This is a genomic window from Streptomyces sp. NBC_00090 (assembly GCF_045160815.1).
Taxonomy (GTDB): domain Bacteria; phylum Actinomycetota; class Actinomycetes; order Streptomycetales; family Streptomycetaceae; genus Streptomyces.
Window position 1 is genome coordinate 1177867 of the sequence record NZ_CP108224.1, and the last position, 12511, is coordinate 1190377.

Consider the following 12511-nt stretch of genomic DNA (forward strand, 5'->3'; position numbering starts at 1 on the left):
GCCCGAAGGGCCGGGCAGGCGGGACTTTCGACACACGCCCTAGCGGAAACGGCCGGCGGAAGCGGCTAGAAGAAGCCGAGCGCCGAGGCTCCCCCGACCCCGCCGAGCAGCATGAAGGCGGGCATGAGGACCTTGAGCTCGACCCAGCTGCCGGCCCGGAAGCGCATCCCCTTCGGCGGGCCGATCGGGTACCAGCGCTTCCGGCCCACGGGGATGGGCCACAGGATCGGGCAGCCGGAGACCGTCAGGGCGTCGCCGATGTCGTGGACGAGGGCGCCCAGGACGATCGGCAGGCCGAGCCACAGGTACTCCTGGCCGGGGCCGGTGAAGAACCAGTCCGCGCCGTTGCCGGGCTTGTCGAGGACGCCCGCCAGGATCCAGGCGCTGGTCGCGCCGAGCAGCCAGACCAGGATGTCGCTGGACATCCTGGCGGCCCGCCACAGCAGGCCTTCCACGGCGAGGACGAGGTGGACGAAGAGGATGGCCAGCACCGCCCACCGGCCGCCGGTGACCGCCGCGACGGAGGCGCCGCCGCCGATGAGGACGGCCCAGAGCCAGGTGTGGGTGAGCGTCCGGTGCCCGCCGGACCTGCGGGGGTCGGCGGAGGAGCGGGTGGCCTTGTAGACGGCGTACGACAGCTTGTCGACGATCTCGCAGAGGCCCCGGGACACCGGCCCGAAGGCGCGGGAGATGGTCGCCGACTTGTGGTCGAGGTCGGGGGCGAGGGCGGCGCCCGCGCAGATGAGCGCCCCGACGAGGAGGACCGGCCACGGCATCGGGCGGTCGAAGGCGGCGGCGGCCGCTCCGACACCCAGCCAGGCCGCCGCTCCGGACAGTGAGTGCGCCGGTCCCATCATGGTCGCTGCCGCCCCGTTTCTCGCGCGCCGGCGCTCAGTTGACGACCGGTCGACGGACGAGCCTATCGTCCGTGATCAAGGAGGCCGGCGGCCGGTTCCCTCATCCGAGCGGAATCCAGGCAAGATGGGGGGCGTGACCCTTATCGATCAGCTTCCGCCGACCGCCGACCCCGACGCCCTCTTCGAGGCCTTCTCCTCATGGGCCGAGGACCAGGGCATCACGCTCTACCCGGCCCAGGAGGAGGCGCTGATCGAGGTGGTGTCCGGGGCGAACGTGATCCTGTCCACCCCGACCGGCTCCGGGAAGTCGCTGGTCGCGGCAGGGGCGCACTTCACGGCGCTCGCGAACGACCAGGTCACCTTCTACACGGCGCCGATCAAGGCCCTGGTGTCGGAGAAGTTCTTCGACCTGTGCAAGCTCTTCGGCACGGAGAACGTCGGCATGCTCACCGGCGACGCCTCCGTGAACGCGGACGCGCCGGTCATCTGCTGCACCGCCGAGGTCCTCGCCTCGATCGCGCTGCGCGACGGCAAGTACGCCGACATCGGCCAGGTCGTCATGGACGAGTTCCACTTCTACGCGGAGGCGGACCGCGGCTGGGCCTGGCAGATCCCGATCCTCGAACTGCCGCAGGCGCAGTTCATTCTCATGTCGGCGACGCTCGGTGACGTGTCGATGTTCGAGAAGGACCTGACCCGGCGGACCGGCAAGCCGACCTCGGTGGTCCGCTCGGCGACGCGGCCGGTGCCTCTGTCGTACGAGTACGAGCTCACGCCGATCACCGACACCCTGACGGAGCTCCTGGAGACCAGGCAGGCCCCCGTCTACATCGTCCACTTCACGCAGGCGCAGGCCGTCGAGCGGGCCCAGTCGCTCATGAGCATCAACATGTGCACGCGCGAGGAGAAGGACAAGATCGCCGAGCTGATCGGCAACTTCCGCTTCACCACCAAGTTCGGGCAGAACCTCTCGCGGTACGTCCGCCACGGCATCGGCGTCCACCACGCGGGCATGCTGCCCAAGTACCGGCGGCTCGTCGAGAAGCTGGCCCAGGCCGGTCTGCTGAAGGTGATCTGCGGGACGGACACCCTCGGCGTCGGCGTCAACGTGCCCATCCGCACGGTGCTGTTCACGGCGCTGACCAAGTACGACGGCAGCCGGGTGCGCACGCTGCGGGCCCGTGAGTTCCACCAGATCGCCGGCCGGGCCGGCCGGGCCGGCTTCGACACGGCCGGTTACGTGGTCGCGCAGGCGCCCGAGCACGTCATCGAGAACGAGAAGGCGCTCGCGAAGGCCGGTGACGACCCGAAGAAGCGCCGCAAGGTGGTCCGCAAGAAGGCGCCGGAGGGCTTCGTCGCCTGGAGCGACACCACCTTCGAGAAGCTGATCGGCTCCGAGCCCGAGCCCCTGACCTCGCGCTTCAAGGTCACCAACATCATGCTGCTCTCGGTGATCGCCCGGCCGGGCAACGCCTTCGAGGCGATGCGCAAGCTCCTGGAGGACAACCACGAGCCGCGCAAGGCGCAGCTGCGGCACATCCGCCGGGCCATCGCGATCTACCGCTCGCTGCTCGACGGCGGTGTGGTGGAGCAGCTCGACACCCCGGACGCCGAGGGCCGCACGATCCGGCTGACCGTCGACCTCCAGCAGGACTTCGCGCTCAACCAGCCGCTGTCGACGTTCGCGCTCGCCGCCTTCGACCTGCTGGACCCCGAGTCCCCCTCGTACGCGCTCGACATGGTGTCGGTCGTCGAGTCGACGCTCGACGACCCGCGCCAGATCCTCGCCGCCATGCAGAACAAGGCGCGCGGCGAGGCCGTCGGGCAGATGAAGCGCGACGGCGTCGAGTACGAGGAGCGGATGGAGCGGCTCCAGGAGATCTCGTACCCGAAGCCGCTGGAGGAGCTGCTCTGGCACGCGTACGACGTCTACCGGAAGTCGCACCCGTGGGTCGGCGACCACCCGGTGTCGCCGAAGTCGGTCATCCGTGACATGTACGAACGGGCCATGACCTTCACCGAGTTCACCTCCTGGTACGAGCTGGCGCGGACCGAGGGCATCGTGCTGCGGTACCTCGCGAGCGCGTACAAGGCCCTCGACCACACCATCCCGGACGACCTGAAGACCGAGGACCTGGAGGACCTGATCGCATGGCTGGGCGAGATGGTGCGGCAGGTGGACTCCTCGCTGCTCGACGAGTGGGAGCAGCTGGCGAACCCGGAGGTCCAGACGGCCGAGGAGGCCCAGGAGAAGGCCGACCAGGTCAAGCCGGTCACGGCGAACGCCCGTGCCTTCCGCGTCCTCGTGCGCAACGCGATGTTCCGCCGGGTGGAGCTGGCGGCCCTCGACAACGTGGACGCGCTCGGCGAGCTCGACGCGGAGTCCGGCTGGGACGCGGACGCATGGGGCGACGCCATGGACGCGTACTGGGACGAGTACGACGACCTGGGTACGGGTCCGGACGCGCGCGGCCCCAAGCTGCTCGCCATCGAGGAGGACGCGGCGCACGGTCTGTGGCGCGTCCGGCAGACCTTCGCCGACCCGAACGGCGACCATGACTGGGGCATCAGCGCGGAGGTGGATCTCGCGGCCTCCGACGAGGAGGGCCGGGCGGTCGTGCGCGTGACGGCCGTCGGCCAGCTGTAGACGCCGGCCGGCTGTGGACGTCGGTCGGCTGTAGAGGAGGAGCGGAGTGGTGACCAACCCTGCCGAGAGGCTCGTCGATCTGCTCGATCTGGAACGGATCGAGGTGAACATCTTCCGTGGGCGCAGCCCGCAGGAGTCGCTGCAACGGGTCTTCGGCGGGCAGGTCGCCGGGCAGGCCCTCGTGGCGGCCGGCCGCACCACGGAGGACGACCGGCCGGTGCACTCGCTGCACGCCTACTTCCTGCGGCCCGGCCGGCCCGGGGTGCCGATCGTGTACCAGGTGGAGCGGGTGCGGGACGGCCGTTCGTTCACGACGCGCCGGGTCACGGCCGTCCAGGAGGGACGGACGATCTTCAATCTGACGGCCTCCTTCCACCGGCCCGAGGAGGCCGGCTTCGAGCACCAGCTGCCGCCCCGGCACGTACCGGACCCGGAGACGCTGCCGAAGGTCGCCGACGAGATCCGCGACCACCTGGGCGCGCTGCCGGAGGCGCTGGAGCGGATGGCCCGCCGCCAGCCCTTCGACATCCGGTACGTGGACCGGCTGCGCTGGACGAAGGACGAGGTCCGGGGCGCGGATCCGCGCAGCGCGGTGTGGATGCGGGCCGTGGGGACGCTGGGCGACGACCCGCTGGTGCACACCTGCGCGCTGACCTACGCCTCGGACATGACCCTCCTGGACGCGGTCCGGATCCCGGTGGAGCCCCTGTGGGGACCGCGCGGTTTCGACATGGCGTCGCTGGACCACGCGATGTGGTTCCACCGGCCGTTCCGGGCCGACGAGTGGTTCCTGTACGACCAGGAGTCGCCGATCGCGACCGGCGGCCGGGGGCTCGCGCGGGGCCGGATCTACGACCGCGAGGGGCGGCTCCTCGTGTCGGTGGTCCAGGAGGGCCTGTTCCGCAAGCTGTGAGGAGCGCCGCGGGCGGTCACTCGTACTCGGTGCCGCCCTTGCGGGTCAGGTAGGCCGGGCTGACCGCCTTGGCGATGGCCCGGCCGCCGACGACCGGGCTGTACCGCTCGGTCGCGGGCCGGATGACGACGCCCTCCCGCAGGTGCGTCTCCCGGCCGGAGACGGTCTCCCGGCCGCCGGCGTGCGCGAGGACCGTGTCCAGGTCGTACGGGCCGGAGTACAGGCTCGGTACGAGGGGGACCTCGCCCGCCTCCAGGACCTCGGCCGGGTCCAGCCAGTGGACCCGGCCGTCGATCTCGGCGGACACGTCGAAGAGCGCGTACCCGACGGTCTCGGAGCGGGCGTCGGCGCCGTACGCGAGATCCTGCACCCCGGCGCCGTACACCTCGCCGAAGAGCCCGACGCGGCGGGCGCCGAGACGTTTCGCCAGCCGCTCGGCGACGGCGGAAAGGCCGTGGCCGTGGACCGCGCGCCAGTACAGGTTGCGCGGGTCCTCCTGGAGGGCGAGGCCCTTCGACCCGAAGCCCTTGGACGAGACCTGGACGCGTCCCTCCTCGGCGAAGTAGGTCAGCAGGCAGGCCGTGCCGTGCAGCTTCTCCGTCAGGACGACGGGCTCGCCGGGCTCGAAGATGCCCGGGTAGCGCTGGAGGTTCTCGATGTCGACCCAGGGCAGCAGGTCGGGCGCGGCCTCCACGTCCCCGCTCATCGTCGGCGGTATCGGCGGCACCCACTTGACGATCCCCAGCGCCTCCGCGAAGTCGGTCCCCTCGGCCGCCGCCCGCGCCAGGTCGGTGCCGGCGAGCGCGCCGGGCCTGCACACGATCCCCTGGGACAGCTCGCCGCGCAGCCGTACGGCCTTGACCCGGTCCGACGCCTTCCCGGCCAGGCGGCCCGTCAGCCCGAGCTCGTCGACCAGGGGGGCGGGCAGCACGGCCTGCTCGGGGATGTACAGGGCTGCCTCTCCGGTCCGATAGGCGCCCTTGGCGACGACGGCACGGTAGAGGCCGACCTGGGCAAGCTCCAGGGCGTCGGCGTTGGGGTGGGGGTGGACGGTCAGGACTTCGGCGGTGACGCGCAGGGTCGACATCTCAGGACTCCGGTGGCTCGGGTTTCGCTCTCATCGGTGATCACTGTGCCGAGGCGAATTCCCCTGGGCGATCGATTTGTCGCCTGGTAGCGTCGCCGGGTTCCGGACGGCCACCTCGCCACGGGTCCTCCCCACGGGTCCTGGCCACAGGTCCTCGCTACAGGTCCTCGTCGATGCCCGGGAGGGTGTCCTGGGCGACCTCGTGGCGGCGCGAGCGGATGTCGGGGCCCGGCGGGTGGAGTTTGGCGTCGCAGGTCGGCCCGAGACCGGTACGGCGGGAGTCCGCGCCGGTCAGGGGGCGGCCGCAGAGCCGGCAGCACACCCGGTGCGGTCTTTCCTCCGATGCGGAATCGATCGCGATTGCCAGTCGTTCGTCTCCCATGTTGAGATCAAACCCTATTTCTTCGAGGAGCAGCTCATGAGTCTCTACGACATCCCCCTGACTTCCCTGACCGGCGAGCCGGTCTCCCTTGGCGACTACCGGGACCGCGCGGTCCTGGTCGTGAACGTGGCCTCCAAGTGCGGTCTGACCCCGCAGTACGCGGGGCTGGAGCGGCTGCAGAAGGAGTACGGGGAGCGCGGCTTCACCGTGCTCGGCGTGCCCTGCAACCAGTTCGCGGGCCAGGAGCCGGGCAGCGCGGAGGAGATCCAGACCTTCTGCTCGGCGACGTACGGGGTGTCCTTCCCGCTGCTGGAGAAGGCCGACGTCAACGGCGACGGCCGCCACCCGCTCTACACGGAGCTGGTGAAGGTCGCCGACGCCGAGGGCGAGGCCGGTGACGTCCAGTGGAACTTCGAGAAGTTCCTGATCGGCCGCGACGGCCGGGTCACCCGATTCCGTCCGCGCACCGAGCCCGACGCCCCCGAGGTCGTCTCCGCGATCGAGGCACAGCTTGTCTGACGCCGGCACGGGCACGGTCACGGGGGTCGTGGAGCGACTGCGGGCCGCCGGGTGCGTCTTCGCCGAGGAGGAGGCGGAGATGCTCCTCGCGGCGGCCTCCGGGCCCGGCGAGCTGGACGCGATGGTCGAGCGGCGCGCCGCCGGACTGCCGCTGGAGCACGTCGTGGGCTGGGCCGAGTTCGGCGGGCTGCGCGTCGAGGTCGACGGCGGGGTCTTCGTGCCCCGGAGGCGTACGGAGTTCCTCGTCGGGCGGGCGGTGGAGCTGGCCCGGCCGGGCGCCCTCTGCGTGGACCTGTGCTGCGGCTCGGGCGCGGCGGGCGCCGTGCTGCTCGCCTCGGTCGAGGGCGTGGAGGTGCACGCCTCGGACATCGAGCCGGCGGCGGTGGCCTGCGCCCGGCGGAACGTCGAGCCGCGCGGTGGCCGCGTGTACGAGGGCGACCTCTTCGCGCCGCTGCCGGCGGAGCTGCGCGGCCGCGTCGAGATCCTCGTCGCCAACGTGCCGTACGTACCCACCGAGGAGATCGGTCTGCTGCCGCCGGAGGCGCGGGACCACGAGCCGCACGTCACCCTGGACGGCGGCACGGACGGGCTCGACGTGCTCCGGCGGGTCGCCGCCGAGGCCGCGGAGTGGCTGGCGCCGGGCGGTCACCTGTTCGTGGAGACGAGCGAGCGGCAGGCCGAGGAGGCCGCCGCGGTGGTGGCCGCGTGCGGGCTGACGCCGGAGGTCGTCACCTCCGAGGAGTGGTGGGCGACGATCGTCGTCGCGACCCGGCCGTAGGCGCCGGGGCCCCGGGCCGGCGGACGGGCCGCGGCCCCCGGCGTCGTCGGGTGACGGTGCCGGGGGCCGCGGGCTCGTACGTGGTCGGGACCGGGTGATCAGGACCGGGTAGTCAGGACCGGGTGGTCGGGACCGGGTGGTCGGAGCCGGCTGGTCGGAGCCGGCTGGTCAGAACTGCAGGTTCCAGGCGTTCAGGGTGCCGGTGTCGTTGACCGCGTTGTCGGTCACGCGCAGCTTCCAGACGCCGTCGGCGGTCTCGGAGGAGGCGTTGACGGTGTACGTCGCCTGCACGTTGTCGGCGCTGTCGTTGGCGTTGTAGTCCTTCAGGAGATAGGCGCTGCCGTCCGGGGCGATCAGCTGGAGCCGCAGGTCACCGCGCCAGGTGTGGCGGATGTCCACGGTGACCGCGAGCGCGGCGGGCGCGGCGCCGCCGACGCCGCTCACGGTGACCGGGGAGTCCACGGTCGCGTTGTCCCGCACGGCGTAGTCGGCGGTGTTCTCGAACTTCGGGCCGGTGGGCGGCGGCGTGGTGGTGCCACCGCCGACGGTGAGCAGCCGGTTCGCCGAGCCGCTGCCGGGGTTGGTCACCTTGCCCGTGGCGGCGTTCGCGACGAGCTGGTCCCGTACCTGCTGCGGGGTGAGCCCGGGGGCGGCGGAGAGCAGCAGGGCGGCGGCGCCGGCGACGTGCGGGGCGGCCATCGAGGTGCCGCTCATGCCGGTGCTCGTGGAGTTGCCGCTGTTCGAGGCGGAGACGATGTCCGAACCGGGTGCGAAGAGGTCCAGGCAGCTGCCGTAGTTCGAGTACGAGGCGCGGGCGTCGTTCCGGTCGGTGGCGCCGACCGTGATCGCGGCGGCCAGCGAGGCGGGCGAGGAGGAGCAGGCGTTGGCGTTGCTGTTGCCGCCGGCGACCGCGTAGGTGATGCCCGCCGCGATGGACCGGGCGACCGCGTCGTTGACGGTCTGGTCGGTGGAGCCGCCGATGCTCACGTTGGCGACGGCCGGCTTCACCGCGTTGGCGGTGACCCAGTCGATGCCCTTGATCACGGTCGACCAGGGAGCCTGCCCGTTGCAGTCGAGCACCCGCACGGAGACGATCTTCGCCGCCTTGGCGACCCCGTACGAGGCGCCGCCGACGGTACCCGCCACGTGCGTGCCGTGGCCCTGGCAGTCGGAGGCGTCGGCGTCGCCGTCCACGAAGTCGTAGCCGCTGACCGCGCGCCCGCCGAAGTCCTGGTGGGTGAGCCGGACGCCGGTGTCTATGACGTACGCGTTCACCCCGCTGCCGGTGTTGGGGTACGTGTACGAGCTGTTCAGCGGCAGGGAGTTCTGGTCGATCCGGTCCAGGCCCCAGGACGGCGGGCTCGGCTGGGTGCCGGCGATGGTCGCGATGCCGTCCGCCTCCACCCGCACCACGCCCGGTTCGGCGGCCAGCCTGCGGGCGGCGGCCTCGGGGAGGCGTACCGAGAAGCCGTTCAGGGCCGCGGTGTAGACGTGACCGAGGCTGCCGCCGTGACGGCCGCTGAGGGTCCGGGCCAGACCGGGGACGTCGGCGGGGCGCGTCCCGTCGGCGAGCGTGACGATGTACGCGCCGGCGATGGCCCCGGGCCGGCCGGCGCCGACGAGGGTGCCCTCGTCGGCCTGGGCGGGGGCGGCGGCGAGACCGGTGCCCGCGAGAGCGAGCAGTACGGTCGCGGCCGCGCCCGCGGTGGTCTTCCGGTGGAGCCGTCCTCGAAGTCGCATGGGGTCTCCTGAAGCGTGACCGGACCGCGGTGGTCCCGGTCGGGGTGTGGGGGTGCTGCCTGGGTGATGTCCGGGCGTGATGCCGGGGGTTGATGCGTGGGGGGGGACGTCGAGCCGTGCGCCGTTCTGCCCGGCCCGGCGTCCTCCCCCCGAACCGGCCGCGCCCGCACGGATGGTGGGGAGTGCGCGGCCACCGGCAGGGGCGGTGGCCCGCTCGCCTTGGGGAGGACGAGCGGAGCCGGTGCCCGGAGGGCGTGACGGTCCCGTCCTCCGCACTCCTCATGAGAGTGCGGAGGGACCGGATCCGGTCACGGCCGCTGCCGACGGGGAAGAGCATCGGGCCCCGTCTCCACCGGCGACCAGGGCCGGGAGCACCCAATGACGGCGCCGGCCGCACCCAGAAAACCGGCGGTCCACCGCGAGTTCAGCGGTCGGAGAGAGCCGCCGCGAGCGCGGTGCGGGAGGTGACGGACAGTTTGCGCATGGCACCGGCGACGTGGTGCTCCACCGTGCGCCGCGACAGCACGAGCCGGTCCGCGATCTCGGCGTTGCCCAGCCCCCCGGCCGCCAGCACGGCGACCTCCCGCTCGCGCGGGGACAGGGCGTCGCCGTAACCGGGCCGCCCGCCGCGGGTGGGCGGCGTGATCCCGTGCTCCTTCAGCAGACGCCGGGCCAGGGCGAGATCCCCGTGCGCACCGAGCGCGGCGAACCGGTCGACGGCCGTCAGGACGTCCTCCGTGCCCGTCCCGTCCGCCGTGAGCCGGACCCGGCCGCGCGCGAGCCGGGCCCGGGCCTCCTCGTACGGGCGGCCGGCCCGCGCCCATGCCCGCTCGGCCACCGTCCAGCGCTCGACCGCCTCCGCGACCGCCGCGGCCCCGTCCGCCGGCTCGCCGCGCCCGGTCCGCTCCGCAAGGCCGTTCACGGGCGGCGGGGTCCGCCCGGGTGCTCCCCGCTCCTCCGCGAGCACGGCACGGCAGGCCTCGACGGCCGCCCGCGCTGCCGGCGCGTCCCGCCCGGCGACGCCGTCCGCGAACTCCTCCGTCAGCGCCTCCGCCGCCTCGGCCTCACCCAGCCCGAGCAGCGCCTCCACCGCCGCCGGCACCACGTCCGCGCCCCACACCCACGCCCCGACCCGCCGGACCGTCTCGACCGCCCGGGCCGCCCGGTCCCAGGCCCGCTCCGGATGCCCGTTCGCGAGGTCGAGGCGGCACAGGGCGCCCGCCGCGCCCGCCGTCACCACCCCCGTGTCCAGCCGGACCGTCGCCGCCGCCTGTTCGAGCAGCCGCCGGGCCGTACCGGTACGGCCCCCCGTCAGTTCGAGGAGCCCCCGGACGAGCGTCGCCTCGGCGGCGAGCACCGGGATGTCCGCGTACTCGCCCGCCACGGCCTCGGCCCGGACGGCCAGGCCCTCCCAGTGCCCGCCGGTCCAGTCGAGGAGCAGGCCGGCCGTCCGTACCAGGCCCGCGTAGTACGGGCTCTCGGCGCCCCGCAGCAACTCCTCGGCGCGGGCGACGAATCGGGCGGCGGACTTCGGGTGTCCGAGCATCAGGGTCGCGTGTGCGAGGTTCGCCCGCGCCCGCAGCAGATGCTGCCGCTCGGCGGACGAGCCCGGATCGTCGGGGAGTTCGCGTACGGCCCGCCAGGCCAGCGGGTCGCCCGTGAACATCAGCGTGGCGGCCCGGTTGGCCCGTACGGTGATCCGCATGACGGGGTCGTCGACCCCCGTGGCCAGCTCCTCCGCCCGCGTCATCCAGCTGAGGTGCCGCGCGAACGGCCAGCCGTCGATCGCGGGCACCGAGAGTGCCGACATGGCCCGCGCCGCCAGCTCCGGGGCGTGGGCGAGGTCGTGGATCGCCTCCGCGATCAGCGTGCGGCCGGCGGCCCCCGAGCCCGCCTGATTGCGGAGCAACAGCCCCAGGTGGAGGCCGATTTCGCCGCGGTGCTCCGGCCTGAGCCCCGGTTCGGCCAGGACCGACCTCAGCAGTGCGACGGTGCGCTCGTCCGGCAGTCCGGTCAGCGCGGCCCGGCCCGCCTTCAGGGCCAGCCGGGCCCGCCGGGCCCCGGTGGCGTGCTCCGCCGCCTCCGTCAGGAGGTCGACCGCCCGCGCGCCCAGGCCCGCCCGCTGCGCCCGGTCGGCCGCCGCCTCGGCCAGCCGCGGCCACCCGGGCGATCCGGCGGCCCGGTGGTGGCGGTACAGCTCTTCCAGCGGCGCCCGGTCGGGACCGGGGTCGGACCGGATGCGGCGGGCCGCTCGCAGGTGCAGCTCCCGGCGGCGCTCCGGGGTGAGCTGCGCGTAGACCGCCGCGCGGACCGCCGGGTACGCCGGTACGAAGCGGCCTTCGGGGTCCACCGCGAGCAGCCCGGCATCGGCCGCCGCCCTCAGCAGCGGCGCCGCGCGCGGGAGGGTGATCCCGGCGACGGCCGCGGATTCGGCGATCTCCGCGGGGCGTTCGAGCACGGCGGCGGCGTCCACGAGTTCCCGGGCCGCGGGTTCCAGCGCCGCGATCTCGCCGAGCACCCTGCGGCGGACCGCCGGCGGCACCGGCAGGGCGTCCAGGGCCCGGGCCGGCGCGACCGGGTCGTCCGCGCCCGCCGGGCCGCGCCCCGCCGCCGTGATCAGTGCCGCCGCCACTCCGGGCAGGCCGGCCGACCTGCGCCGTACCTCGGCGGCGAACTCGGGTGTGACGCGCTCGGTGCCGAGCAGGCGCCGGGCCAGCTCCCCGACCTCCGTCGCCCCGAGGGGTGTCAGACGGATCTCCTCGACCGTGACCGAGGGACCGGCCTCGGCGAGCACTCCGGCGAGCAGTACCTCGGCCCCCGCCGTGGCGCGGGCCGTGAGCACCAGGCCGACACGGGCGGGCAGCCGGGCGATCAGGTGCCGCAGGTACGCCAGGGTCGGGGCGTCCGCCGCGTGCAGGTCCTCCAGGACGAGGACCGGGCCCACGGCATCGAGCAGTGCGGTCAGCCCACGGAACTCCCGATGCCCCACCGCCCCGTCGGCCTCGCGTACCCCGTCGCCCTCACGCCGCCGATCGACTTCGCGCCGCCGGTCGCCCTCACGCCGCTCGCCGCCCTCTCGCCTCTCATCGCCCTCGCGTCCGCCGTCGCTGTCCGGCCGTCCCGACGGTTCGGCCGACGTGGGCAGCCGCTCACCCAGCTCCGGTAGCAGGTGCGCCAGTTCCGGCAGGAGTCCGCGCAGGGTGCCCGTCACGGCGGGCAGGGCCGCCGGGACCGGCAGTGCGGGGCCCGCCGCGGCCAGCGCCTCGACCACCGGCGCCAGCGGGAACCCGCCGCCCGGCGCGGCGGAACAGCTGCCGCGGAGCACCGGCCGCGCGGCGAGGGCCGCGTCCGCCACCAGGGCGGCCACCAGCGTGCTCCGGCCCACCCCCGCCGGGCCGGTGACCACGAGCACCGCGGGTGAGCGCTCCGCGAGCAGGGCCGCCGCGCGTGCCGGGACGGAGGTGGGCTCGGACTCGGCACGGCGGGGTCTTCTCACGGCAGCCTCTCCGGAACGGGGCGCTCACGATAAACGGCGACCCGCCGGGGAGCGGCCGTCACCGGGAAAGACCCGTGGACCGCCGGAGTTCT

At 73.8% G+C, this 12511-nt stretch carries 9 protein-coding genes; 4 read left to right on the forward strand and 5 right to left on the reverse strand.

From position 1 onward, the window contains the following. Positions 1-65 precede the first annotated feature (65 nt). Positions 66-857 (reverse strand): metal-dependent hydrolase, encoded by a 792-nt coding sequence (locus OG361_RS05080; RefSeq protein WP_384575607.1) that lies wholly within the window; start codon positions 855-857, stop codon positions 66-68. A 133-nt stretch (positions 858-990) separates the two neighbouring features. Here OG361_RS05080 and OG361_RS05085 point away from each other — a divergent pair, with 133 nt between their 5' ends. Together OG361_RS05085 and OG361_RS05090 are read left to right on the forward strand one after the other, a co-directional pair. Next, positions 991-3504: a DEAD/DEAH box helicase gene (locus OG361_RS05085; RefSeq protein ID WP_405852057.1), complete on the forward strand. Its 2514-nt coding sequence runs from the start codon at positions 991-993 to the stop codon at positions 3502-3504. Between the two features lie 49 nt (positions 3505-3553). Then, the gene (locus OG361_RS05090) at positions 3554-4417 is read left to right on the forward strand and encodes an acyl-CoA thioesterase (RefSeq protein WP_405852058.1); all 864 of its coding nucleotides are present in this window, start codon (positions 3554-3556) and stop codon (positions 4415-4417) included. 16 nt (positions 4418-4433) lie between these two features. Here OG361_RS05090 and OG361_RS05095 read toward each other — a convergent pair whose 3' ends face one another. After that, positions 4434-5504 carry an RNA ligase (ATP) gene (locus tag OG361_RS05095; protein WP_405852059.1) on the reverse strand — a complete coding sequence of 357 codons (1071 nt, stop codon included), beginning with the start codon at positions 5502-5504 and terminating at the stop codon, positions 4434-4436. A 157-nt stretch (positions 5505-5661) separates the two neighbouring features. Further along, positions 5662-5886, reverse strand: a complete 225-nt coding sequence (locus OG361_RS05100) for a DUF6011 domain-containing protein (protein ID WP_405852060.1) — start codon at positions 5884-5886, stop codon at positions 5662-5664. Between the two features lie 36 nt (positions 5887-5922). Here OG361_RS05100 and OG361_RS05105 point away from each other — a divergent pair, with 36 nt between their 5' ends. Both OG361_RS05105 and OG361_RS05110 read left to right on the forward strand, forming a co-directional pair. After that, positions 5923-6405 carry a glutathione peroxidase gene (locus OG361_RS05105; protein ID WP_384575621.1) on the forward strand — a complete coding sequence of 161 codons (483 nt, stop codon included), beginning with the start codon at positions 5923-5925 and terminating at the stop codon, positions 6403-6405. Next, a complete protein-coding gene (locus OG361_RS05110) occupies positions 6398-7183 on the forward strand; it encodes a putative protein N(5)-glutamine methyltransferase (RefSeq protein ID WP_405852061.1) in 786 nt (261 codons plus the stop codon). The genes OG361_RS05105 and OG361_RS05110 overlap by 8 nt, the downstream gene beginning before the upstream one ends. A 168-nt stretch (positions 7184-7351) precedes the next feature. Here the strand turns inward: OG361_RS05110 and OG361_RS05115 are convergent, their stop codons facing one another. Beyond that, positions 7352-8923: a S8 family serine peptidase gene (locus tag OG361_RS05115; RefSeq protein WP_405852063.1), complete on the reverse strand. Its 1572-nt coding sequence runs from the start codon at positions 8921-8923 to the stop codon at positions 7352-7354. A 424-nt stretch (positions 8924-9347) separates the two neighbouring features. Then, entirely contained in the window at positions 9348-12419 is a 3072-nt protein-coding gene (locus OG361_RS05120; RefSeq protein ID WP_405852064.1) for a LuxR C-terminal-related transcriptional regulator, read from the reverse strand. Positions 12420-12511: the final 92 nt, after the last annotated feature.

Excerpts from the sequence above, each read along its gene's own strand:
- OG361_RS05080 (WP_384575607.1), bottom strand. The coding sequence starts at position 857 with ATGATGGGACCGGCGCACTCACTGTCCGGAGCGGCGGCCTGGCTGGGT.
- OG361_RS05095 (WP_405852059.1), bottom strand. The coding sequence starts at position 5,504 with ATGTCGACCCTGCGCGTCACCGCCGAAGTCCTGACCGTCCACCCCCAC.
- OG361_RS05100 (WP_405852060.1), bottom strand. The coding sequence starts at position 5,886 with ATGGGAGACGAACGACTGGCAATCGCGATCGATTCCGCATCGGAGGAA.
- OG361_RS05105 (WP_384575621.1), top strand. The coding sequence starts at position 5,923 with ATGAGTCTCTACGACATCCCCCTGACTTCCCTGACCGGCGAGCCGGTC.
- OG361_RS05115 (WP_405852063.1), bottom strand. The coding sequence starts at position 8,923 with ATGCGACTTCGAGGACGGCTCCACCGGAAGACCACCGCGGGCGCGGCC.